Annotated in this window: 20 protein-coding genes; 5 read left to right on the forward strand and 15 right to left on the reverse strand. The window is 72.4% G+C overall.

Translation table 11 applies throughout. The features are described from left to right. Positions 1–72: 72 nt before the first annotated feature. From PZC42_RS19470 to PZC42_RS19505, 8 genes are all read right to left on the reverse strand, one after another. Positions 73–888 carry an ABC transporter permease gene (locus tag PZC42_RS19470; protein WP_277213525.1) on the reverse strand — a complete coding sequence of 272 codons (816 nt, stop codon included), beginning with the start codon at positions 886–888 and terminating at the stop codon, positions 73–75. After that, the gene (locus PZC42_RS19475; RefSeq protein WP_277213526.1) at positions 885–1,799 is read right to left on the reverse strand and encodes an ABC transporter ATP-binding protein; all 915 of its coding nucleotides are present in this window, start codon (positions 1,797–1,799) and stop codon (positions 885–887) included. Before PZC42_RS19475 ends, PZC42_RS19470 begins: the two co-directional genes overlap by 4 nt. Next, positions 1,796–2,095, reverse strand: a complete 300-nt coding sequence (locus PZC42_RS19480; RefSeq protein WP_277213527.1) for a transcriptional regulator — start codon at positions 2,093–2,095, stop codon at positions 1,796–1,798. Before PZC42_RS19480 ends, PZC42_RS19475 begins: the two co-directional genes overlap by 4 nt. Continuing rightward, positions 2,088–2,807: a hypothetical protein gene (locus PZC42_RS19485; RefSeq protein WP_277213529.1), complete on the reverse strand. Its 720-nt coding sequence runs from the start codon at positions 2,805–2,807 to the stop codon at positions 2,088–2,090. Before PZC42_RS19485 ends, PZC42_RS19480 begins: the two co-directional genes overlap by 8 nt. A gap of 110 nt (positions 2,808–2,917) precedes the next feature. Further along, positions 2,918–4,594, reverse strand: a complete 1,677-nt coding sequence (locus PZC42_RS19490; RefSeq protein WP_277213532.1) for a dipeptide ABC transporter ATP-binding protein — start codon at positions 4,592–4,594, stop codon at positions 2,918–2,920. Further along, a complete protein-coding gene (locus PZC42_RS19495) occupies positions 4,591–5,631 on the reverse strand; it encodes an ABC transporter permease (protein ID WP_277213534.1) in 1,041 nt (346 codons plus the stop codon). The genes PZC42_RS19490 and PZC42_RS19495 overlap by 4 nt, the downstream gene beginning before the upstream one ends. Then, positions 5,631–6,689 (reverse strand): ABC transporter permease, encoded by a 1,059-nt coding sequence (locus PZC42_RS19500; RefSeq protein WP_306575814.1) that lies wholly within the window; start codon positions 6,687–6,689, stop codon positions 5,631–5,633. The genes PZC42_RS19495 and PZC42_RS19500 overlap by 1 nt, the downstream gene beginning before the upstream one ends. Further along, positions 6,686–8,329: an ABC transporter substrate-binding protein gene (locus tag PZC42_RS19505; protein ID WP_277213537.1), complete on the reverse strand. Its 1,644-nt coding sequence runs from the start codon at positions 8,327–8,329 to the stop codon at positions 6,686–6,688. Before PZC42_RS19505 ends, PZC42_RS19500 begins: the two co-directional genes overlap by 4 nt. A 149-nt stretch (positions 8,330–8,478) precedes the next feature. On the opposite strand from PZC42_RS19505, the gene PZC42_RS19510 reads away from it, so the two are divergent. Further along, positions 8,479–9,282 (forward strand): CPBP family intramembrane glutamic endopeptidase, encoded by an 804-nt coding sequence (locus tag PZC42_RS19510; RefSeq protein ID WP_277213539.1) that lies wholly within the window; start codon positions 8,479–8,481, stop codon positions 9,280–9,282. A gap of 70 nt (positions 9,283–9,352) precedes the next feature. After that, a complete protein-coding gene (locus PZC42_RS19515; RefSeq protein WP_277213540.1) occupies positions 9,353–12,127 on the forward strand; it encodes a lysylphosphatidylglycerol synthase transmembrane domain-containing protein in 2,775 nt (924 codons plus the stop codon). A 72-nt stretch (positions 12,128–12,199) separates the two neighbouring features. Here the strand turns inward: PZC42_RS19515 and PZC42_RS19520 are convergent, their stop codons facing one another. Together PZC42_RS19520 and PZC42_RS19525 are read right to left on the reverse strand one after the other, a co-directional pair. Then, entirely contained in the window at positions 12,200–12,481 is a 282-nt protein-coding gene (locus PZC42_RS19520; RefSeq protein ID WP_106265333.1) for an HU family DNA-binding protein, read from the reverse strand. Positions 12,482–12,644: 163 nt separating this feature from the next. Further along, positions 12,645–13,379: a copper resistance CopC family protein gene (locus PZC42_RS19525; RefSeq protein ID WP_277213543.1), complete on the reverse strand. Its 735-nt coding sequence runs from the start codon at positions 13,377–13,379 to the stop codon at positions 12,645–12,647. A 70-nt stretch (positions 13,380–13,449) separates the two neighbouring features. On the opposite strand from PZC42_RS19525, the gene PZC42_RS19530 reads away from it, so the two are divergent. Beyond that, complete coding sequence (locus PZC42_RS19530) at positions 13,450–15,498, forward strand: NAD(+) synthase (RefSeq protein ID WP_277213545.1); 2,049 nt, start codon at positions 13,450–13,452, stop codon at positions 15,496–15,498. 27 nt (positions 15,499–15,525) lie between these two features. Here the strand turns inward: PZC42_RS19530 and PZC42_RS19535 are convergent, their stop codons facing one another. The 3 genes from PZC42_RS19535 to PZC42_RS19545 form a co-directional block, all read right to left on the reverse strand. Then, complete coding sequence (locus tag PZC42_RS19535) at positions 15,526–16,092, reverse strand: hypothetical protein (RefSeq protein WP_277213547.1); 567 nt, start codon at positions 16,090–16,092, stop codon at positions 15,526–15,528. 173 nt (positions 16,093–16,265) lie between these two features. After that, positions 16,266–16,835, reverse strand: a complete 570-nt coding sequence (locus PZC42_RS19540; protein ID WP_277213549.1) for a shikimate kinase — start codon at positions 16,833–16,835, stop codon at positions 16,266–16,268. After that, positions 16,832–17,359: a hypothetical protein gene (locus PZC42_RS19545; protein WP_277213551.1), complete on the reverse strand. Its 528-nt coding sequence runs from the start codon at positions 17,357–17,359 to the stop codon at positions 16,832–16,834. Before PZC42_RS19545 ends, PZC42_RS19540 begins: the two co-directional genes overlap by 4 nt. A 43-nt stretch (positions 17,360–17,402) precedes the next feature. Here PZC42_RS19545 and PZC42_RS19550 point away from each other — a divergent pair, with 43 nt between their 5' ends. Continuing rightward, complete coding sequence (locus PZC42_RS19550; RefSeq protein ID WP_277213553.1) at positions 17,403–18,674, forward strand: amidohydrolase; 1,272 nt, start codon at positions 17,403–17,405, stop codon at positions 18,672–18,674. 63 nt (positions 18,675–18,737) lie between these two features. Continuing rightward, positions 18,738–19,199 (forward strand): hypothetical protein, encoded by a 462-nt coding sequence (locus PZC42_RS19555; RefSeq protein WP_277213555.1) that lies wholly within the window; start codon positions 18,738–18,740, stop codon positions 19,197–19,199. Between the two features lie 11 nt (positions 19,200–19,210). Here PZC42_RS19555 and PZC42_RS19560 read toward each other — a convergent pair whose 3' ends face one another. Both PZC42_RS19560 and PZC42_RS19565 read right to left on the reverse strand, forming a co-directional pair. Continuing rightward, positions 19,211–21,190 carry a penicillin-binding transpeptidase domain-containing protein gene (locus tag PZC42_RS19560; RefSeq protein ID WP_277213556.1) on the reverse strand — a complete coding sequence of 660 codons (1,980 nt, stop codon included), beginning with the start codon at positions 21,188–21,190 and terminating at the stop codon, positions 19,211–19,213. A gap of 46 nt (positions 21,191–21,236) precedes the next feature. Further along, positions 21,237–22,445, reverse strand: coding sequence for a MalY/PatB family protein (locus tag PZC42_RS19565; protein WP_277213558.1), 1,209 nt, complete (start codon positions 22,443–22,445; stop codon positions 21,237–21,239). Between the last annotated feature and the right edge of the window lie 22 nt (positions 22,446–22,467).

Genomic DNA, 22,467 nt, shown 5'->3' on the forward strand with positions numbered 1-22,467 from the left:
TGGGCCCGAAAACTGGCCCGTTTTGCCCCGATCTTGCGGACAAAACGGGCCAGAATTCGGGCCCACAACACGTCAGCGGAAGCGGCGGCCTTCGTCGCGGCGGTAGGCCCAGACGGCGAGCGCCGCGAACAGCACCGTCCAGCCGAGCAGCACCGGCCACGCCCACGGGTTCGCCTCGGCACCCGTCAGCGCCTGGACCAGCAGGTCCCGGCCCGCACGCGTCGGGGTGGCCTGGGACAGGGTGTCCATCCAGTACGGGAACATCACCGGCGGCAGGAACAGCCCACCGGCGAACGCCAGCGGGAACAGGATGACCTGCACCACCGGGAGCGCGGCCTTGGCCGTCAACGAGTACCCGACCCCCATGCCCAGCAGCACGAACGGGACCGAGGCCGCGAGGATCATGCCCACGCCCGCCACCAGCTGGACCGTCGTGACCGCGGCGGCGGTGAACAACCACGCCACGACGATGAGCGGGATCAGCCCGATCAGCGCGAAGGCCGCTCCGTTGCCCACCCGCGCCACCAAGCGCGGCCCCGGCCCGGCCGGCAGCGAGCGCAGGAACGGGTCGAAGGGCAGCGCCCGGTCCTCGGCGACACCGAGGCCGTACGTGAACAGGCTCGCCGAGCAGACGGCGAACAGCCCGAGACCGGCCACCGCCATCGTGGCGATCTGCGGGTCACCGGCCACCTCGGACTGCGGCACGACGAAGAAGAGCATCGCCAGCGAGGGGAACACCGCGTTCCCGATGACCGCGATCGGGACCCGGACGGTCTCGAGGAACTGGTAGCGCAGGTGCAGCCACGCCAGGCGGACCGGGCTGACGGTGGTCCCGGTGGTGCCCGACGGCGGCACGGGCGGTCGGGTGGTCGAGCGTGCGGTGGTCATCGGGTCGCTCCTTCCAGGGGGCTCTCTGCCGCGACCATCTCGGCGAACGCCTCCTCGAGGCTCGCGCCCCGGATCTCGAGGTCACGGAAGTCGACGTCGGCGCGCACCAGGTCGCGGACCAGCGCGTCGGCGTCGGGGGTGAACAGCTCCTGGCGGGTGGCGCCGTCGGCCCCCGTGACGCCGACCTGCTCGACCCGCACGACGCCCGGCCAGGCGGACAGGTCGTCTTTGACGGTCAGGACGACCCGGCGCAGCGCCACCCGGCGCAGGATCGCGTCCAGGGAGTCGTCGGCACGGACCACGCCGTGGTCGATGACGACGACGCGCTCGGCCAGCGCCTGGACCTCCTCCAGGTAGTGGCTCGTCAGGAGCACCGTGCCGCCGCCCGCGTGGTACCGGCGGATCGCGTCCCACAGGGCCTGCCGAGCGCCGACGTCGAGGCCCGTGGTGGGCTCGTCGAGCAGGACGACGCGCGGGTTGCCGACGAGCGACAGGGCGACCGCGAGCCGCCGCTTCTGCCCGCCGGAGAGCGCCCCGGTCTGCTTGCGCGCCATCTCGGTGAGCCCGAACTGGTCCAGCAGCTCCCCGGTCGGGACCGGGCGGGGAAAGTGTCCGGCGACGAAGTCGACGACCTCCCGCACCTTCAGCGTGGCGGGCAGGCCTGTCTCCTGCGGCGTGATGCCGAGGCTGATCCGGCTGGGCGCGTCCCGCGGGTCGCCGCCCATCAGGCGGACGGTCCCGACGTCGGGCCTGCGCTGGCCGCTGATCAGCGACAGCAGCGTGGACTTCCCGGCGCCGTTGGGGCCGAGCAGCCCGACGAGCTCACCGGCCCCCACGTCGAGGGACACGTCGTCGAGCGCGACGACCTCGCCGAAGCGACGCGTCACCCCGTCGACCTCGATGACACTCATGTTCCTGCTCCCTTCAGCAGTGCGGTCAGGGTGGCCGTGTAGTCCTCGAAGGCGCGCCGGCCGGCCCTGGTCAGGGCGAGATAGGTGACCGGCTTGCGGCCGGTGTGCGTCTTGGACACGCGGACGTAGCCGGCGTCCTCGAGCTTGCGCAGGTGGGTGGACAGGTTGCCCGCGGTCATCTCCAGGAGCTGCTGCAGCTTGGGGAACGCGATCTCCTCGGCGGGCGCGAGCGCGGCCAGCGTGGACACGACCCGCAGCCGCGCCGGGGCGTGGATGACGGTGTCGAGCTCATCCATCGACGGGCTCCTGCCCGACGACGTCCCGTGCGCCGGGCTCGCAGGCTGCGGTGCGCCGCCGTCGGGCGGTCAGCACCGCCTCGATCCCGCACATGACGAGGAAGCCGCCACCGCCCGCGATCGCCATCACGAGGTAGGTGCCGGGCATCCCGGCGACCGTCGCGACACCCCCGGTGAGCAGGATCCACAGGCCGAGGACGAAGAGGCGGTTGTCCGGGAAGAACGTGCCGCCCGCGAGGTACATCAGGCCGACGACGACGCAGGCGAGGGCGTTGGCGACCAGCGCGATGACCTCTTCGGAGGCCCCGGCGCGGGCGATGCCGGCGATGATGAACGGATAGGCGAGGAAGCCCAGCATCCAGGACCACCCGTACATCGCGCCGGCGCGCCGGCTCGGCCCCCGGGTCCCTGAGCCTCGGCGGACGCTGTGCACGATCGTGATGACGATCGCCGCGATCAGCAGGGTGCCGAAGATCGGGAAGGCGGGTCCCGTGGGGGGTCCCCCCTGGTCGCGCGCGCTCGTCCACAGCACGAGGTAGCCGATCCCCCAGGCCAGGCCCCACACGAGGTAGAGCAGACGCCCGTCGACCTCGATGCCCTTCCGGGCACGCTGCTGGGACTCCTCGATGATGCGCAGCGTCTCGGCGGGGTCGAACGCCGGGTCCCCGGCAGGCGGAGGCGCGCCGTCGTCGTGGTGGTCAGGGGTCGTCATCGGGCACCTCCGGCGAAGCTGGCAGAGTAGTTTGCACTGCAAACTTGTTTGTAGCCTGCCATGCCGGGCGACTCCGCACAACCCCTGCGACGCGTCGGCGCCCCGCCGGGTCAGAGGCCCCGCAGAGCCTCCCTGCGGTCCGCCTGGAGCACCGGGTCCGGGACGGGCAGGGACGCGAGCAACCGCCGGGTGTACGCGTCCCGAGGCTGATCCAGCACCTCGGCTCCCGTCCCTTCCTCGACGAGCCGGCCCCGGTAGAGCACGGCGATCCGGTCGGCGAGCAGGTCCACCACCGCCAGGTCGTGGGACACGAACAGGCAGGCGAACCCGAGCTCGCTCTGCAGCTCGGCGAACAGCTCAAGCACCCGCGCCTGCACCGAGACGTCGAGGGCCGACGTCGGCTCGTCGGCCACCAGCAGCTCCGGGTCGAGGGCCAGCGCCCGCGCCAGCGACGCCCGCTGTCGCTGGCCGCCCGAGAGCTCGTGCGGGAACCGGCTGCCGTACGACCTCGGGAGCTGGACGGCCTCGAGGAGCTCGCCCACCCGTTCACGCGCCACCTCCGGGTTGCGCGCCCTCCCGTGCACCACGAGCGGCTCCGCCACGCACTCGGCGATGGTCAGCAGAGGGTTGAACGACGAGGCCGGATCCTGGAAGACGAACCCGATCCGCGGCCGGACCCCTGCGAGATCCTTGCCGCGCGCCCCGCGCATCTCGGTGCCGAAGACCGACAACGACCCACCGGCGACCGGCTGCAGACCGGCGATGGCGCGAGCGATCGTCGTCTTGCCCGACCCGGACTCCCCCACGAGCCCCAGCACCTCGCCAGGACGGATGCTCAGCGAGACCTCGTCGACGGCAGTGAAGCCCGGGTGCCGGAACCGGCCCGGATACGTGATCGTCAGCTTCGACGCCGTGACCACGGGGGCGCCCTCGGCCCACCCGTCCGGCCGGGCAGCCGCTTGGGCCCGCGCCCGCGCACGGCCCTCGCCGAGCCGCGGCACCGATCCCAGCAGGGCGCGGGTGTACGCGGCCTGCGGGGCGGAGAACAGCTCGGTGACCGTGGCCTGTTCCACGACGCGTCCTTGGTACATCACCGCGACCCGGTCCGCGAGGTCCGCGACGACGCCCATGTTGTGCGTGATGAGGACGATCGCCGTGCCCGTCTCGTCCCGCAGCCGGCGCAGCAGGTCGAGGATCTCGGCCTGCACGGTGACGTCGAGCGCCGTGGTCGGCTCGTCCGCGACGATGAGATCAGGCCCGAGGACGAGCGCCATCGCGATGACGACCCGCTGCTTCTGCCCGCCGGAGAACTGGTGCGGGTAGTGGTCCACCCGTTCCTCGGGCTCCGGGATCCCCACCTGCCGCAGGGCCTCGACCGCCCGCGCGCGGGCCGCCTTGCGGGAGACCTTCGCGTGCGCCCGGATGCTCTCCGCGATCTGCCAGCCGACGGTGTACACCGGGTTGAGGACCGTCGACGGCTCCTGGAAGACCATCGCGACCTCGGTGCCTCGCAGCCGGCGCATCTGGGCCGACGAGACCCGCGCCACGTCCGTGCGGACGCCCTCGCGCGACGTGAGCACGACGGCGCCACGTGCCGTGGCAGTCTCCGGGAGAAGACCGAGCAGCGTCTTGGCGGTGACCGTCTTGCCAGAACCGGACTCGCCGACGACGGCGAGCACCTCGCCCGGTGCCACCTGCAGGCTGACGCCGTCGACCGCTCGCACCGACCCCTGGTCGGTGGCGAACGACACGGCCAGGTCGGTGATCTGCGCGACCGGGTCGGTCATCGCTCGTCCTCCTTCGTCACGTCGGCCTGCACCGACGTCTCGGCGACGTCTCCGGCCACCTCGGTGGACGCGGTGCGAGACCGCAGCCGCGGGTCGGCGAGATCGTTCAGCGACTCACCCATGAGCGTCATCCCCATCGCGGCGACCACGATCGCCAGCCCCGGGAAGAGGGCGGTCCACCAGATCCCGGAGGTGACGTCCGACACCGCACGCTGCAGGTCGTAGCCCCACTCCGCGGCCGCCGTCGGCTCGATCCCGAACCCGAGGAAACCCAGGCCGGCAAGGGTGAGGATCGCCTCCGACGCGTTGAGCGTGACGATGAGGGGAAGCGTCCGCACCGAGTTGCGCAGCACGTGGCGGGACATGATCCGCCGGTGCGGGGTGCCCAGCACCCGCGCGGCGTCGACGAACGCCTCGGACTTGACCCGCACCACCTCGGACCGCACGACGCGGAAGTACTGCGGGATGAACACCACCGTGATCGAGAGCGCGGCGGCCAGGATGCCGCCCCACATGCTCGACTGCCCGCCGGAGATCACGATCGCCAGCAGGATCGCGAGGAGCAGCGAGGGGAACGCGTAGATCGCGTCGGCCACCAGGACGAGCACCCGGTCCAGCCAGCCGCCGAAGTAGCCGGAGACCAGCCCCAGCAGCACACCGATCACCAGGGAGGCCGCCACGGCCACGAGCACCACGAGGACGGCGGTCTGCGCTCCCCAGATCACCCGGGAGAGCACGTCGTAACCGCCCACGGTGGTGCCGAACCAGTGCTCGACGCTGGGCGGCTGCTGGGTGCCGAACCCACCAGCCTCGTCGCTGCGCTGGGACGGTCCGTACGGGGCGAGCAGGGGGGCCAGCACCGCGACGAGCACGAACGCGGCGGTCAGGACGATGCCGACCAGCAGCATCGCGCGCTGGAGCCCGACGCTCTGGCGCACCTGGTGCACCACCGGGGCACGGCGCAGCCAGGCCCACCGGCCACCCAGGTGCTCGGGAGCCGCGCCGGCGGTGCCGACGGACGAGATCGGGACACTCATCAGTACCTCACTCTCGGGTCGATCAGCGCGGCGACGATGTCCACCAGGAAGTTCGTCACCGCCACGATCACCGCCATGAGCACGACGATGCCCTGCACCGCGACGAAGTCACGCACGGTGAGGTACTGCGCGAGCTGGAAGCCCAGGCCCCGCCACTCGAAGGTCGTCTCGGTCAGCACGGCCCCGACGAGCAGCATCGCCACCTGCATCCCTGCCACGGTGATGACAGGGATGAGTGCGGGCCTGGTGGCGTGCGCGACGACGAGCCGGCGCTCGCGGACGCCACGCGAGCGCGCGGCGTCCACGTAGTCGGTGCCGAGCGTGGCGATCATGTTGGTGCGCACCAGCCGCAGGAACACCCCTGCCGTGAGGAGCCCGAGCGCGACGGAGGGCAGCACGGCGTGGGAGAGCACGTCCTGCACCACCCACCACTGGCCCGTGCGGATCGCGTCCACGAGGTAGAACCCGGACGAGTCGCCGGCGAACCGCATCTCGATCTGAGCTGCGGTCGATGCACGGCCGGCGACAGGGAACCAACCCAGTCCGACGGCGAAGATCAGCTTGAGCAGCAGGCCGGCGAAGAACACCGGGGTGGCGTACGCCAGGATGGCGAGCACCCGCAGCCCGGCGTCGGGCCACCGGTCCCGGAAGTACGCGGCCAGCATGCCCAGCGGAAGACCGAGCAGCACGGCGAGCGCCACCGCGTACGCGGTGAGCTCGAGCGTGGCGCCGCCGTACTGGCCGAGCACCTCGATCACCGGCCGGTTGTCGCTGATCGAGGTGCCGAAGTCGCCGCGGACGATACCGGTCAGGTACTCCCAGTACTGGACCAGCACGGGCCGGTCGTACCCGGCCTCGCTGATCCGACGTTGCAGCTCGTCGGCGGAGAGTCGACCGCCCTGGGAGGCGGTGATGGGGTCACCCGTGGCTCGCATGAGCACGAACACGGTGGTGACCAGGATGAACACGGTCGGGATGATGAGCAGGAAGCGCACCAGGATGTACCGTCCCAGTGCGCTTCCTCCCGTGGAGGTTGCTACCACGTGCGGTGCGCTCAGCCCTTGCTCAGCGCGCCGTAGCGGAACTTGAACGATCCGTCGAGGGTCTCTTCGGCACCCGAGACGTCCAGCCCGACGACGGCAACCTGGGCACCCTGCATGTACGGGATGGTCGACAGGTCGGCCGCGACGAGGTCCTGGATCTCCTCGAGGAGGGCCACGCGCGCCTCGGTGTCGGTCTCGGTGGCCTGGGCGAGCAGCTTCTCGTCCACCTCGGGGTTCGAGTAGTGGTTGCCGAGGAAGTTGTCCGTCAGGAAGAACGGCGACAGGTAGTTCTCCGCGTCGGAGTAGTCCGGGAACCAGCCGAGCTGGAAGATCGGGTAGGCGTCAGCGGAGAAGTCCGAGGCGTAGGTGACCCACTCGGTGGACTGCAGGTTCACGTCGAACAGGCCGTCGACCTCGAGGGACTCCTCGATCACCGCGTACTCGTCACCCGACGAGGGCCCGTAGCGCTCGGCGACGTACTGGATGTTCAGCTCGACCGGGGTCTCGATGCCCGCCGCATCGAGCGCGTCAGCCGCGGCCGCGGCGTCGGGGGCACCGGCGCCGTCGCCGTACATCTCCTTGAGCGACTCGGTCGCTCCGGTGACGCCCTCGGGGACGTAGGAGTACAGCGGCGTGAAGGTGCCCTTGTAGACATCCTCGGAGATCGCGTCGCGGTCGATGAGGTGCGCCACCGCCTGACGGACGGCGAGCGCCTTGTCGGCGTCGGCGTCGTCCGCCGTGGCGCCGAAGGGCATGGTGTCGAAGTTGAAGACCAGGTAGCGGATCTCGCCGCCGGGCCCGTCGACGACCTGGACGGTGTCCTTGGTGCGCAGGTCCTCGACGTCGGTCGCCGACAGCGTGCGGAAGGCGACGTCGATGTTGCCCTGCTCCACGTCCAGCTTGAGGTTCGACGAGTCGGTGTAGTAGCTGACGTTGATCGTGCCGGTGCGCGGCGCGGCGAGGATGCCGGCGTAGTCCGGGTTGGCCTGGTACTGGATGAGGTCGTTCACCGAGTACTGGGTGATCGTGTACTGGCCGGCGAACGCGCCGCCGTCCACGATGTCGGCGTCGGCCGTCACCTCGTCGGCCGCGAAGACCTCCTCGTCGACGATCGGCGCGGCGGGCGAGGACAGGATCTGCGGGAAGATCTGGTCGTTCTCCTCGAGCAGGTTGAAGACGACCGTGAGCTCGTCCACGACCTCGACCGAGTCGAGGTTGTACAGGAGGCTCGACGGGCCGTCAGGGTGGGCGATCTCCACCTGGCGGTCGAACGAGAACTTGACGTCGGACGACGTCAGCTCGTTGCCGTTGGCGAAGGTCAGCCCTTCCTTGAGCACGACCGTGAACTCGGTCGGGGCGGTGAAGTCCGCCGACTCGGCGATGTCGGGCTCGACGTCGGAGGTCCCGTACGGGGAGTTGAGCAGGAACGGGTAGACCTGGTTCATCACAGCGAACGAGCCATTGTCGTAGGAGCCGGCGGGGTCGATCGACGTGACCTGCTCGGTGGTCCCGACCGTGATCGAACCGCCGCCCGCACCGCCACCCCCGTTCGCGCCGTCACCGTCGGAGCCGCCGGAGCAGGCCGTGAGCACGAGCGCGAGGCTCGCCGTCGACGCGGCGAGCGTGAGTCCTCGAGAGGATCGAATCGTCCTCATGGTGTTCCCTTCTCGATGCGGCCAGAGGGTCGCCCTGGCCTGTCCACAATGCGGACGTTTCTAGCACGCCGAAATGTCGCCCGAGTCACAGATCGTCGCGGCCGGTGTGAACGTGACCGCATCGTGATGTCCGGGCCTACCCTGGTCCGGTGTCCGAACCTGTCCTCGCCCCCACCGCACCCACACCGCGCGAGCGCCGTCGGACAGGCGCCGAGATCTGGATCGTCCTCGGGCTGAGCCTCGGGCAGAGCGGCGTGTACGCGCTGGTCAACATCGTCGCCAGGCTCACCGCCGAGACCTCGCTCGCCGAGCAGTCCGCCACGCTGAACGCCTCGCGCTCCCCCCGTCCCTGGCTGGACCTCACGTACCAGCTCCTCGGGATCGCCTTCGCCCTGGTGCCCGTCGCCCTGGCCCTCTACCTGCTCAGCGCGCGCGGGCCGGGCACGCTGCGCCGCATCGGCCTGGACGCCGCGCGCCCCGGCCGGGACACGGCGTGGGGCCTCGCCCTGGCCGCGCTGATCGGGATCCCGGGACTCGCCTTCTACGCTCTGGGCCGTGCGCTCGGGATCACCGTGAGCGTGCAGGCCAGCGCGCTGGACGCGCACTGGTGGACGATTCCCGTGCTGATCCTGGCCGCGCTGCAGAACGGCCTGCTCGAGGAGGTGATCGCCGTCGCCTACCTGACCGAGCGCACCACCGACCTGGGCTGGACACGCCTCAAGATCGTCGTGGCCAGCTCGCTGCTGCGCGGTTCGTACCACCTGTACCAGGGCATCGGGCCGTTCCTCGGCAACGTCGTGATGGGTCTCGTCTTCTCCTGGTTCTACACCTCGCGATGGGGCCGGCACCGCATCCTGCCGCTGGTCGTCGCGCACACCGTGCTGGACATCGTCGCCTTCGTCGGTTATGCCCTGATTCCTGCCGAGTGGCGGACGTCCCTGGGAATCACCTGAGTCCCACGCCACGCCGTACCGGGACGTTTTCGACCGGCTCCGGAGGGCCTGCCGACCTAGACTCGCGAGCATGTCCCGAGCGCGTGAGGAGGCCCCTGCGAGCCCCGATGCACCACGCCCGGTGGTGCACGACGTCAGCTCGTTCGTCCCGGACGGCTCACGCCCGCCGACCGGTGCCCTGCGCGCGCTGTTCTTGAGCGAGAGCCAGCCCGACCGCAACGCCGGGCTGGTGCGGGTCGTCGACAACCCCGAGCAGCGTGTCCGCAACCCCGCCGACCTGCTCGGACTCGTCCTCAGCGCTCTCGGGGTCACCCTGGTGCTCGTGCTGTCGGTGGTCGCCCACGGCACCACCGAGGGCGTCACGCAGGACGTGCGCGCGTTCAACACCCTCCTCGGCCAGCTGCTCGAGATCCCGGTCGCCCTGCTCGAGGGGCTCGTCACGCTCATCGTCCCGGTCGCGGTGCTCCTGGAGCTCGGCATGCGCCGGCTCGGACGCCAGGTCGTCGAGTCGATCGCCGCCGCGGCGCTGGGCCTGATCCTCGGTGTGCTCGCGCTCCTGGCCATCGCCCGGCTCGGCAGCGACGAGCTCGTCCGCACGCTCTCGGTGCTCCGCAACGGCTCCTGGACGATCACCGTCCCCGGCTACGTGTCCGCCATCGCCGGGCTGCTCACCACCGCCGGGCCCCGCACCCGCCGCCGCACGGTCCGCTGGTCGTGGAACCTGCTCTACGCCGCGCTCGTCGTCGCCCTCATCACCGGACAGGCAGCGCTGCCGGGTGTGCTCGTCGCCCTGCTCCTGGGCCGGCTCGCCGGCCAGGCGGTGCAGTACGCCTCCGGCGTGCGGTCCGAGCGGGCCTACGGCGGCGACCTCGTCACAGCCGTCCGGCACGCCGGCTTCCGGCCCACCGCCCTGGTGCGCGTACGGGGCGTGTCCGCACAGGTGGACGACGACGGCACCGGCGGTCCGGCGACCGGCCCCGGGGCCGCGCTGCCCGACGACACCGTCACCCATGTCGACGCCGCCGGGGAGGTCACCGGCCGCACCACCCTGCGCGCCATGCTCCGCCACCGCGGCCGGCCCGGCGCCCGCGGCAGCCGCGGCGAGCCGGGCGACCCGCCCGAGATCCCGTCGTCGGGGGCGCTCGCCGACCCTGCCGCCGTGGCCCTCATCCGGGCCGGCGACACCCGCGTGTACGCGATGTTCACGCCCGACGGGGACCGCCGGGACGTCGTCGTCCTCGACGGCGACCGGCACGTGCTGGGGATGCTGGCGCGGGCCTGGCGAGCGCTGCGGCTGCGGGGCCTCGAAGGCCGTGCGCAGGTCTCGCTCAAGGCGGTCGCCGAACGCACCGCGCTGCTGACCTACGCGGCGACCGCGGCCGGCGTGCGCACGCCGCACCTGCTCGGCGTCGGCGAGGCCGCCGACTCCATCGTGCTGGTCACCGAGCACGCCGAGGGCGCCGTCTCGTGGCGGGACCTGCCGGACGAGGAGCTGGTGGGCGAGCAGGGCGACCAGATCCTCGCGGCCGCCTGGGAACAGCTGCGCCGCGCCCACGCGGCCGGCCTGACGCACCACGCGCTCAATCCCGACGTGCTGCTCGTGGGGCGCGGCGACGACGGCCCCCGCGTGTGGCTCACCGGCTGGGAGCAGGGCGAGATCGCGTCGACGACGCTGGGCCGGCGCCTCGACCTCACCCAGATGCTGGCGCTCCTCGCGCTGCGGGTCGGCGCCTCCCGCGCCGTCGCCTCCGCCGTGCGCGCCCTCCCGGACTCCGACGTGACCGCCGTCGGGCCGCTGCTGCAGTCCGTCGCGCTGCCGGCACCCACCCGCGTCGCCGTACGTCAGCGCAAGGGCCTGCTGGACGAGCTGCGCGGTGCCCTGGTCGAACGGCTCCCGCAGGTCGACGTCCAGCCGCAGAACATCACGCGGTTCGGCGCGCGCACCGTCATCATGCTCACGCTGTTCATCGTGGTGATCACCGCACTGGTGACCACGATGAACCTCGACGAGATCACCGCGGCGGTGGGCCAGGCCAACCCGTGGTGGATCGTGGTGGCGTTCTGCCTCGGCGCCGTGACCTGGTTCGGTGCGGCGCTGACGTTCGTGGCGTTCTCGCCGAAGCGGCTGCCGCTGTGGCGGGCCACCCTGACCCAGATGGCCGGCTCGTTCGTCTCCCTCGCCGCGCCGGCCGGGATCGGGCCGGCAGCGCTCAACCTGCGCATGCTGAACCGGCGCGGGGTCGCGATGCCCATGGCCGTCACGACGGTCGCCCTGGTGCAGGCCTCGCAGTTCGTCGTGACGGTCCTGCTGCTGGTGGTCCTGTCGATCTTCACCGGCTCGGGCGGGCTCATCGAGCTGCCGTCGATCACCGTGCTCCTCGCGATAGCGGGCGTCGCCCTGGTCGTCATCGCCACGCTGCTGGTCCCGGCCGTGCGCCGGTGGGCGTGGGAGAAGACTCGGCCGACGCTCGAGCAGGTGTGGCCGCGCCTGTCGCAGATGCTCGGCCAGCCGGGCAGGCTCGCCGTGGGGATCGGCGGCAACGTGGTCATGTCGCTGGGATACGTCCTGGCGTTCGACGCCTCGTTGGCGGCGTTCGGACAGTCGCTACGCCTCATCGACGTCGCGGTGATCTACCTGGTCGGCAACGCCCTCGGCGCGCTCATCCCGACCCCGGGCGGCCTGGGCGGTGTCGAGGCCGCACTCACCGCGGGACTCACCGCCGCGGGCATCCCCGCGTCGATCGCGCTGTCCACCACGATCCTGTTCCGACTGGTCACCTACTGGGGCCGGGTGCCGTTCGGCTGGATGGCGATGCGCTACCTGGAGCGCAAGGGCGACCTGTGACGCGCGAGGGCCCGCCGTCCACGGCAGAGCGGACGGCGGGCCCTCGGGGTGCTGACCGTGGTCAGCGGGACGTCACTTGGCGACGGCCTTCTTCAGCAGCGAGCCGGCGCTGATCTTCACGCCGTAGCCCGCGGGGATCTGGATCTCCTCGCCGGTGCGCGGGTTGCGGCCCGTGCGGGCGGCACGCTCGACGCGCTCCACCGACAGCAGACCGGTGACCTTGACCGCCTCCCCCTTGCCGAGGGACTCGATGAGCACCTCCTGCAGGGCGTTGAGCGCAGCCTCGGCGTCCGACTTGGTCAGGTCGGCCTTGGCGGCGATGGCCGAGGCGAGCTCGGACTTGTTCAGCGACATGTGAATCCCTTCTCCGGATCACGACGTGCGAGACCCGCACGTCGTCACGTTCTCGGTCGGTCCGGCGCGAACCGGTGGACCGGGAACACACTAAGGAACATCCGCACGTTCCTGCGACTTTTGCGCCCTTCGGCGTGGCTCGCAGGCCGCTCGGACAGCTCGGTCAGGCCTGCGGACCCTCCCGCGGTGCACGCGGAGCGGTCTCGTGCAGGCGGCGGCGCGAACGGGCGACGAGCACGCCGGCCGCACCGATCAGCGCCACCAGGGCCGCTCCGTAGACCAGCGGCATCGCGTCGCCCGCCCCGTCCACGCCGGTCCCGGCCGCCGTGGGCGAGGGCGACGGCGTGGCCGCCGCCCCGGCATCCTGCCCGCCGTCCGCCACCGACCCCGAGGCCTCGGCGCCCGGTTCGGCGCCCGGTTCGGCCTGCGCGGCGACGGAGTAGGTGTACTCCCCCTCGACCGGGTGGCCGTCCGACGAGACGACACGCCACTGCACCAGGTGCTCCCCCGGCTCGTCCGACGGCGGGAACGTCGCGGTGACGATCTCGCCGTCGACGGCGACCTCGGCGTCGGCGTCGCCGGTGGGCGTGGTGACACGCACCTGGGTGCCGTCCGCGATGACCTCGCCGCTGAACGTCAGGGTGAGGACGTCGACCGGGGCGTCGAGCTCGGCGTCCGCGGCCGGGTCCGAGGAGACGAGGTGGTCGTGGGCGCCCGCGGGCGACGCCGACAGGATGCCCACCGCAGCCCCGCCGACCGCCGTCAGGAGCATCGCGAGCGCCACGATGGCCGCGACGACCCGGCCGCGGTTCTTGCGCACGGGCTTCCAGTCCGGTCCGGACGAACGCCCGGCAGGGTGCTGGGGGGCAGGCTGGGAGCCTGCGGGTTTCTGCGCCACGGAGCGACCATATCCGGGCCGGAGGGCCTTCAGCGAACATGGGGGCCGCGACGTCGGGCACACTCGGAGGGTGGACTTCCGCAACGCCTACGCCCACGGCTTCGCCCGCGTCGCCGCCTGCACCGTGCCCGTCACCGTCGCCGACCCGGCAGCGAACGCCGCCGCGATCCTCGCCGAGGCCCGCGCGTGCCACGACGACGGCGTCGCCGTCGCCGTGTTCCCCGAGCTCACCGTGTCCGGTTACGCGCTCGACGACCTGCACCTGGCCGACACGCTGCTGGAGGCCGTGGACGACGCCCTGCAGCAGATCGTCGAGGCCAGCGCCGACCTGCGGCCCCTGCTCGTGGTGGGCGCCCCGCTGGAGGTGGACGGGCGCGTGCTGAACTGCGCCGTCGTCGTCCAGGGAGGCCGCGTGCTCGGCGTCGCGCCGAAGTCGTACCTGCCGACCTACCGCGAGTTCTACGAGCAGCGCTGGTTCGCCGCCGGGGCCGACCGGCGCGGCGGCACCGTCCGGCTGCCGTTCGCCGACGACGACGTGCCGTTCGGTCCCGACCTGCTGTTCCGTGCCGCGGACGTCGCCGGGCTGGCCGTGCACGTCGAGGTGTGCGAGGACATGTGGGTCCCCGTGCCGCCGTCCGCCGAGGCGGCGCTGGCCGGCGCCACGGTGCTGCTCAATCTCTCGGCGAGCCCCATCACAATCGCCCGGGCTGAGGACCGGCGGCTCATGGTGCGCTCGGCGTCCTCCCGGTGCCTCGCCGCGTACGTCTACGCCGCCGCGGCCCAGGGCGAGTCCACCACCGACCTGTCCTGGGACGGGCAGACCATGGTCTACGAGGCCGGTGACCTGCTGGCCGAGACCGAGCGGTTCCCCGACGGCCCACGGCGCGCCGTCGCGGACGTCGATCTCGACCGGCTGCGTCAGGACCGCCTGCGCCAGGGGACGTTCGACGACAACCGGCGCGCGCTCGGCCACCGGACCCAGGGCTTCCGGACCGTCGAGTGGTCGGTGCACCCGCCGTCGGGCGACGTGGGGCTGCGGCGCAAGGTGGACCGCTTCCCGTTCGTGCCCGACGACGCCGCGCGGCTCGCCCTCGACTGCTACGAGGCGTACAACATCCAGGTCACGGGCCTGGAGAAGCGGCTGTCGGCCATCGGGCAGCCCCAGGTGATCATCGGGGTCTCGGGCGGGCTGGACTCCACGCACGCACTCGTCGTCGCCGCCCAGGCGATGGACCGCCTGGGACGGCCGCGCACGGACGTCCACGCGGTCACGATGCCGGGGTTCGCGACGTCGCCCGAGACGAAGGACCGCGCCACCCGCCTGGCCACCGCGCTCGGCGTGCGGTTCGAGGAGCTGGACATCCGGCCTGCGGCGACGCAGATGCTGCGCGACCTCGGGCACCCGGCGGGCGAGGGCGAGCCGGAGTACGACGTGACGTTCGAGAACGTCCAGGCCGGGCTGCGCACCGACTACCTGTTCCGGATCGCAAACCATCGCGGCGGGATCGTGCTGGGCACGGGCGACCTGTCCGAGCTCGCGCTCGGCTGGTGCACCTATGGCGTGGGCGACCAGATGTCGCACTACGCGGTCAACACGGGCGTGCCGAAGACCCTGATCCAGCACCTCATCCGATGGGTCGCCGACTCCGAGGACTTCCCCGTCGAGGTGGGCGACGTGCTGCGCGAGATCGTGGTGCAGGAGATCAGCCCCGAGCTCGTGCCCGTCGGGGCCGGCGAGACACCGCAGTCCACCGAGGCCGCCGTCGGACCGTACGCGCTGCAGGACTTCACGCTGTACTGGACGCTGCGGCACGGGCTGCGGCCGAGCAAGATCGCGTTCCTGGCCTGGCACGCGTGGCGCGACGCCGAGGCCGGCGAGTGGCCGCCGAACTACCCGCACGACGAACGCTCCGTCTACGACCTGGCCGAGATCCGCCGCTGGCTCGTGGTGTTCGTGCGACGGTTCTTCACCTCGCAGTTCAAGCGCTCGGCGCTGCCGAACGGCCCGAAGGTCTCGCCCGGCGGCACGATGTCGCCGCGCGGCGACTGGCGGATGCCCTCGGACGCGTCGCCCGCAGCGTGGCTGCGCGAGATCGAGGAGAACGTCCCGGAGGCGTAGTCGGCTCCGTTGCGTGAACGGCCCCGGCTACCGGCCTGCGACGCCCCGGCGCTGGCCGGCGCGCCAAGCGACTGTCGCCCAGAGTGCGCTCCAGAGCAGGCCGGCACCCATGACCCAGAGGGAGATCCGCATGTCGTCCTCGCCGTGCCGCGCCCCATGCACAGCGTCCGTGCCCTCCATCACCAGGTGCGGATCTCTCGGGTCGTACAGCACGTCGAACGTTCCCGAGTACGGACCACCCGTCACGACCGTCCACTCCTCGTGCGGGATCCCGGCCGTGTCGATACCGGTGTGCTGCAGCTCACTTCGCTGAGCCCCGGCCGGATAGTCGACGGCTGCTTCGACGACGGCGGACTCCGACCGGGAGCGACCATGGACCCGGACGTCGACGAAGACCCGGGCATCGTGCGCAGTCGTCCGGTCCCCGCGGTCGACAAGCCGCTGGGCGTCGCGGGTGGCAACGAAATCGTCCCATGCGGCCAACGCTCCGACACCGGCGAGAAGGATCCCGAAGAACACAACGGAGACGAGGCTCTCTGATCTTCGTCGAGAGGACCCGTACGCCGACTGGCGGGCGGTTCGTCGCTTGGCCACGTCGGCGTCTCCCCTCTCTGCTGGTCGACGCTAGCGCATCCAGGATCGGGCGACCTACGCGGCAGAATGCGGCCGGCGGCGTGCTGGTCGGTAGTTCGTCGTGAGGTCGGCAGGACGAACTGCCGACCTCACCACGAACTACCGACCAGCAAGTGCGGCGTGCCTCGTCGAGGTCAGCCGATCAGCGCGGCAACCTCGGCCGCGACATCCTCCGGCGTCCGGCCCGACGTCGTGACGGTGTGCGTCGCCAGAGCACGCGTCCCCGCGTCGTCGAACCACTCGGCGAGGAGATCATGGCCGTCGAAGACCCAGTCGGTGCCCTTGTCCATCACGGACCGGTGCCGCAGCACCGTGAGCGCTACCGCGCGGTCGAGTGACGGCAGCGGGAGCACCACGTGCGGGACCCCGCGCAACGCGGCGCGCACCGCCTCGCGGTGCCGCTCGGCGGTGTAGCTCGCGTGCCCGGCGCCGAGCGCGACGACGGCGCCAGGGTTCGCCTCGACGACCCGTCGGACCGCATGGGCCCGCGCCGGTTCCCACTCCCGTTCGGCAGCGGCCCGCCCAACAGCCCGCACCCGTTCGACCAGACGGTCGATGCTCCACCCCACCTCGGCGTAGTACGGGTCGGCAGCCGCGTCGATGTCCACGAACGAGCGACCGAGCCGCTCGGCGACCAGTGCACCCAGCGTCGACTTGCCGGACGCCGCCGGGCCGAGCAGCACGAGCAGCGGCGCGGACGTCAAGGTGTCCTCCGCGAGGCGCGGCGATAGCCGACGACCGCCGCGAGCGCCAGTGCCGCCGTCGCGACCACCGAGACCACGGTGGACACGACCGCGATCGTCCGCGTCACCTCGTCGCCGGTGATCCGCTCCACGTCGCTCGCGGCCATCACCTGCTCGACGTCGCCGGGCTCGTGCAGGACGTCGAAGGTCCCGGCATAGGGGCCGCTGTCCACCGGACGCCACGCGCCGGACACCTCCTGCCGGAGCGTCGCCGGTGCCAGGTAGTAGTCCGCCGCGGTCGCACCGTCGAGCCGCAGGCGCCGGTCACCGTCCGGCAGGTCCACGACCGCCTCGACCGGGCGGCCTCGGGCCCCGGAGCCCTCGGCGCCGTGGGCGGTGGTGGCGACGCCGTCGGTGGCGAGCCGGTGCGCCGTCACGACCTCGGTCCCGGCGTCCCAGGCGACGAGTGCGCCGCCGACGGCGAGGACGAGGCCGACGCTCACGGGCACGAGCACACGCCAGGGGACGTCGTCACCCGCTGCCATGCCACCTCCCGCCGTCCGGTCCGAGGAGGCATCATGGCATGTGATGACCTCCACCACGCGGCCCGGCACCCCGGGCACCACCCGCAGCTCCGTCGCCGTCACCAACGGCTACGTCGTCCCCGTCGTCGGTGACCCGATCGACGGCGGCACCGTGCTGATCAGCGACGGCGTCATCACCGCCGTCGGTGCGGACGTCGACGTCCCCGACGGCGTGCGCACCCTCGACGTCGGCGGGCGGTGGGTGCTGCCCGGCTTCGTCGAGTCGCACGGCCACGTCGGCATCCACGAGGAGTCCGACGGCTGGGCCGGCAACGACACCAACGAGATGACCGACCCGAACGGCGCGGCCCTGCGCGCCCTCGACGCCATCAACATCGAGGACGAGGGCTTCCGCGACGCGCTCGGCGGCGGCGTGACCTCGGTGGTCGTCAAGCCCGGTTCGGGCAACCCGATCGGCGGGCAGACCGTCGCGATCAAGACCTGGGGCGGGCGCACCGTCGACGAGCAGCTCCTCGCCGAGGCCGTCTCGGTGAAGTCCGCGCTCGGCGAGAACCCCAAGCGCATCTACGGCGACAAGAAGCAGCTGCCGTCCACCCGGCTGGGGGTGGCCGCCGTCATCCGCACGGCGTTCGTCGAGGCCCAGCACTACGCCGCCGCGCGCGCCGCCGCCGCGACCAAGGGCGAGCCGTTCGCCCGTGACCTCGGCAAGGAGACGCTGGCGCGAGTGCTCGACGGCGAGCTGGTCTGGGACCAGCACGTCCACCGCGCGGACGACATCGCGACCGCCCTGCGGCTCGCCGACGAGTTCGGCTATCGCCTGGTGATCAACCACGGCACCGACGGCGCCGCTGTCGCCGACGTCCTGGCGGAGCGTGACGTCCCGGTCATCTTCGGCCCGATGTTCACCACGCGCTCCAAGGTCGAGCTGCGCAACCGGGCGATCTCGAGCCTCGCGCGCCTGGCCGAGGCCGGCGTGCGGGTCGCCATCACCACCGACCACCCCGTGGTCCCGATCAACTTCCTGGTGCACCAGGCGTCCCTGGCGGTCAAGGAGGGCCTCGACCGGCAGGTGGCGCTCGAGGCGCTCACCGTCAACCCGGCGGCGTTCCTCGGGCTCGACGAGCGCGTCGGTGCGCTGCGCCCCGGGCTCGACGGCGACGTCGTCGTCTGGTCCGGCGATCCCCTCGACGTGACGTCGCGGGCGGAGCGCGTGCTCGTCACCGGAACCGAGGTCTACGGCTGGGACGCCACCGCCGACGGCGGCCGCGGCGCCGCACGGGTCGTCGAACGCGGCGCGCGCTTCTCCGGAGCGTGACGCTCAGCACTTTCTGCCGCAGCAGGTTGCCTGCCCGAGGCCGCACCCTGTCGAATCTTGCCTATGCGCACCCGTCTCGCCGCCGCCGCGGCTCTCCCCGTCGTCTTCCTCGTCACCGCCTGCGCGGACCCGGACGCCGCGAGGACGACGGAGGTGTCCGCCTCGCCGACCGCCGAGGCGACCGTCGAGGACGCCGAGCGCGCCGAGCGCGTGTCACCGCGCAGCACGTGCAACGGCTACTACAACGGCCGCAGCCACTCGCTCGACCGGAACATCAAGAAGTGGACCTCCGCCGTCGCCGAACCGGCCACGGCCGAGTCGACGGCCGCGATCAGCGTGATCCGTGACCGGCTCGCCGCGCAGATCCACGACGCCGAGCCCGGGCCGGCCGCGATGCTGGGTACCGTCCACGACCCCTTCTCCCGGTGGCTCGACAGCGGTGTCGCGGACCCTGCGGACATCGTCGAGGCCACCGAGGCGGTCCGCAGGATGTGCGACGAGGTGGGCTTCGACTTCCGCTTCTGACGCGCAGGTCCTCAGCGGCCCTCGAGGAACTTCGCCATCAGCGGGGCCGCCGTCGTCGATCCGCGGTCACCGTCCTCGACGAACACCGCCACCGCGAGGTCGTCCGCGATCGCCAGCATCCAGACGTGCTGCTGCGACCCGTCGCCGTACTGCGCGGTCCCGGTCTTGGCGCCCACGACGTCAGGGACGTCGGCCAGCGCCGACGCGCTGCCGTCGGTGACGACGCCGCCCATCAGCGCGAGCAGGTCGGCCGCCTCCGTCTCGGTCAGGCCGTCGCCCGCAGGCCCGTCGGCCTCGGTCTCCTCGGCCTCCTCGTCGGCGGCGTCGCTCGAGGTCACCGACCGGACGATGCGCGGCTCGACCCGCTCGCCCGCCGCGACGCTGGCCGCGACCGTGGCCATTCCCAGCGGGGACGCGAGCACCTCGCCCTGCCCGATGGCGGCCTCGGCGTGCCCCGTCTCCGAGGCCTCGTCGGGCACCGAGCCGGTGAACGCCGGTGTCGCGCCGAACCCGGTCGGCGTCCCGAGTCCCAGGTCGGCCGCCGCCGTGGCGAGCTCGGCCTGGGTGACCTCCTCGGCCGACCCGATGAACGCGGTGTTGCACGAGTGCGCGAACGCCGTGGCGAACGAGACCTCGCCGGTGGCCGACGCCGGGTAGCCCGGCACGTTCGAGTAGGTGCGGCCGTTCACGGTGAGCGACTCCGGGCAGTCGACCGAGTCCTCGGGGAAGGTGCCGGCCCGCAGCAGCGCCAGCCCGGTGGCCACCTTGAACGTGGAGCCCGGCGCGTACTGACCCAGGGTCGCCGTCGACCAGCCCTCGCTGCCCGCGCCGCTCGCCGCGGCGAGCACGTCGCCGGTGGAGGGGCGGACGGCGACGATGGCGCTCGGCGGCCCGACGGATCCGAGAACATTCTCGGCGAGCATCTGCAGGTCGGGGTCGAACGTGGTCTCGACGTCGGCGCCGTCGACGGCGTCGACCCGGAAGATCTCGCGGCCCTCCTCGCCGTCCTCGGCGTCACCCTTCGACGGCAGGACGCTCACCACCAGCCCGTTGGTCCCCCGGAGCTGTTCGTCGTAGTCACGCTGCAGCCCGGAGAGCCCGACCACGTCGCCCGCGACGACCGCCCCCTCGGACGCCTCGATGATCTCGGCCGTGGCCTCCCCGGCGCGGCCGAGGATCGGCAGCGCGAACGAGGAGGTCGGCGCCAGCTCCATCGTGTCGGCGAGCACGTTGACGCCGTCGATGCTCCGCGCGTCCTCGACCGTGAAGTCGACGCCGGAGTCCTCCTGCCGGATCGTGATCGCCTCGACGAACGCCTTCTCACCGGCTGCGACCACCCGCTCCACGTAGTCGTCCGGCTCCCGCCAGATCAGCTTGCCGAGATCGCGAGCCCGCGCCTCCCACTCGCCCGGGTCGAGGTGCGTCTTGTCGATGCCGATGCGCCACACGTCCCGCGCGGTCACCAGCGGCTCGCCGTCGATGTCGAGGATGTCCCCGCGGCCAGGCCGCAGGTGCTCGACCGCGAGGCGCTCGCCGGCCCCCAGACCGGGCACGGCGAGGTCGGTGGCCCACTGAATCTCCCACGTCCCCGGCTCCTCGGAGCCCTCCGGCGGCGCGGCCCACACGAGCTCGGTGCTCGTCGTGTACTCCCACGTCTGCCCGTCGCCGAGCGGCCAGGTCCAGGCGAGGGTGACGTCGGCGCGGGGGACGTCCGACTCCTCGTCCTCCACGACCTCGACGACGCTCACCGAGGGCTCGCTCTCGGCCGCCTCGGCGAGCGGCTCGGTCACCTCGACGAGGTGCGCCTGCGGGTCGGCCGACGTGCTCGTCGCGAGCGGCACACCGGTGAGGTCGCCGGCGGCCAGCGCCGTGGCGAGGGTGTCGGCCGCGTCCGACGCGGGTGGTCGGTCCGCGCCGGTGCAGGCCACCAGGGCCAGCACGGCGGCAGGAGTCAGCAGGGTGGTCACGATGATCGATGTCCGACGGCGCACCCTGGCGAGCGTAGCGGGTCGGCCGAAGCGCTGCGGAGGTCGAGCGCTACCTCGCGGCCGGCCCGAGCGCGGTGCCGAGCCGGGTCACGGCCTCGGTGAGGATCTCGGGCGACGTCGCCAGGTTCAGCCGCAGGCGCCCCGCGCCACCGGTGCCGAAGTGCCGGCCGTCGCCGAGCGCCACCCTCGCGGTCCGCAGCACGTGGTGGTGCGGGTCGGCGCCCTCGGGCACCGCGTCGCGGACGTCCAGCCAGGCCAGGTAGGTGCCGTCGGCCGGCTGGACCCGCACCGCCGGGGCGTGCTCGGCCAGCAGCTTCGTCGCCAGCTCCCGGTTGCGCACGATCCCCGCCCGCAGCGCGTCGAGCCACCCGTCGCCCTCGGTGTAGGCCGCGGCGTGCGCAATCACTGCGAGGTGGTTGACGGCGTGCCCGGCGACCTCGGGGATGCGACGCAGGTCGTCGGACGCTGCCGGCCCGCCCACCGCCGTCGCGGCCCGCAGGCCTGCGAGGTTGAACGCCTTCGACGCGGAGTGCACCGCGATCGCGCTCTCGCTCCCGGCGACGGAGAGCAGCGGTGTGAAGGGCGTGCCGCCGTCGGGCAGCAGGTCCGCGAACGTGAAGGGAGCGTGGACCTCGTCGACCACCACGCGCACGCCGTACCGGTCGGCGAGCGCGAGGGCGGCCTCGAGCTCGGCCCGGGTGTGGACGGTGCCGGTCGGGTTGTGCGGACTGCACAGCAGCAGCACCGCTCGCCGGCCCGAACCCGGGCCGCTCCCGTGGCCCGTACTGCCCGTCGCCACGCGGAAAGCCGCCTCGAGGGTCTCGAGGTCGAGGCGGCCGGCGGCGTCCAGGGGTGCCTCCAGGACCTGGCGTCCCTCGTTGCGGCTGTACGCGTAGAAGGGCTGATAGACGGGCGGGGTGACGACGACGGCGTCACCGGGGGAGGTCAGGACGCGCAGCAACTCGACGATCGCGACCATGACGTCGGGCAGCGTGCGGCTGGTGCGCTCGTCGGGCGTCCAGCCCCAGCGTCGCTCGGCAAAGGGTGCCAGGGCGGCGGCGTACCCGGTGCCGCGGTCGTACCCGGTGTCGCCGAGCTCGAGCGCGCGCGCGACGGCCTCGACGACGGCCGGGGCCTGCGGTACGTCCATCTCGGCGACGAACAGCGGCAGCACGTCGTCCGGGTACGCCCGCCACTTGACGGACGTCCGACGGCGCAGGTCAGCGAGGGAGAGCTGGTCCAGGGGGTTCTCGGTCACCCCCTTGGTCTACCAGACTCCT

Origin of the sequence: Isoptericola croceus (assembly GCF_029382255.1) — a bacterium.
GTDB classification, from domain to species: domain Bacteria; phylum Actinomycetota; class Actinomycetes; order Actinomycetales; family Cellulomonadaceae; genus Isoptericola; species Isoptericola croceus.

Coding starts and splice junctions, on each gene's coding strand:
- PZC42_RS19475 (WP_277213526.1), bottom strand. CDS start 1,799: ATGAGTGTCATCGAGGTCGACGGGGTGACGCGTCGCTTCGGCGAGGTC.
- PZC42_RS19555 (WP_277213555.1), top strand. CDS start 18,738: ATGCGCACCCGTCTCGCCGCCGCCGCGGCTCTCCCCGTCGTCTTCCTC.
- PZC42_RS19515 (WP_277213540.1), top strand. CDS start 9,353: ATGTCCCGAGCGCGTGAGGAGGCCCCTGCGAGCCCCGATGCACCACGC.
- PZC42_RS19505 (WP_277213537.1), bottom strand. CDS start 8,329: ATGAGGACGATTCGATCCTCTCGAGGACTCACGCTCGCCGCGTCGACG.
- PZC42_RS19485 (WP_277213529.1), bottom strand. CDS start 2,807: ATGACGACCCCTGACCACCACGACGACGGCGCGCCTCCGCCTGCCGGG.
- PZC42_RS19520 (WP_106265333.1), bottom strand. CDS start 12,481: ATGTCGCTGAACAAGTCCGAGCTCGCCTCGGCCATCGCCGCCAAGGCC.
- PZC42_RS19490 (WP_277213532.1), bottom strand. CDS start 4,594: ATGACCGACCCGGTCGCGCAGATCACCGACCTGGCCGTGTCGTTCGCC.
- PZC42_RS19550 (WP_277213553.1), top strand. CDS start 17,403: ATGACCTCCACCACGCGGCCCGGCACCCCGGGCACCACCCGCAGCTCC.
- PZC42_RS19470 (WP_277213525.1), bottom strand. CDS start 888: ATGACCACCGCACGCTCGACCACCCGACCGCCCGTGCCGCCGTCGGGC.
- PZC42_RS19480 (WP_277213527.1), bottom strand. CDS start 2,095: ATGGATGAGCTCGACACCGTCATCCACGCCCCGGCGCGGCTGCGGGTC.
- PZC42_RS19495 (WP_277213534.1), bottom strand. CDS start 5,631: ATGAGTGTCCCGATCTCGTCCGTCGGCACCGCCGGCGCGGCTCCCGAG.
- PZC42_RS19545 (WP_277213551.1), bottom strand. CDS start 17,359: ATGGCAGCGGGTGACGACGTCCCCTGGCGTGTGCTCGTGCCCGTGAGC.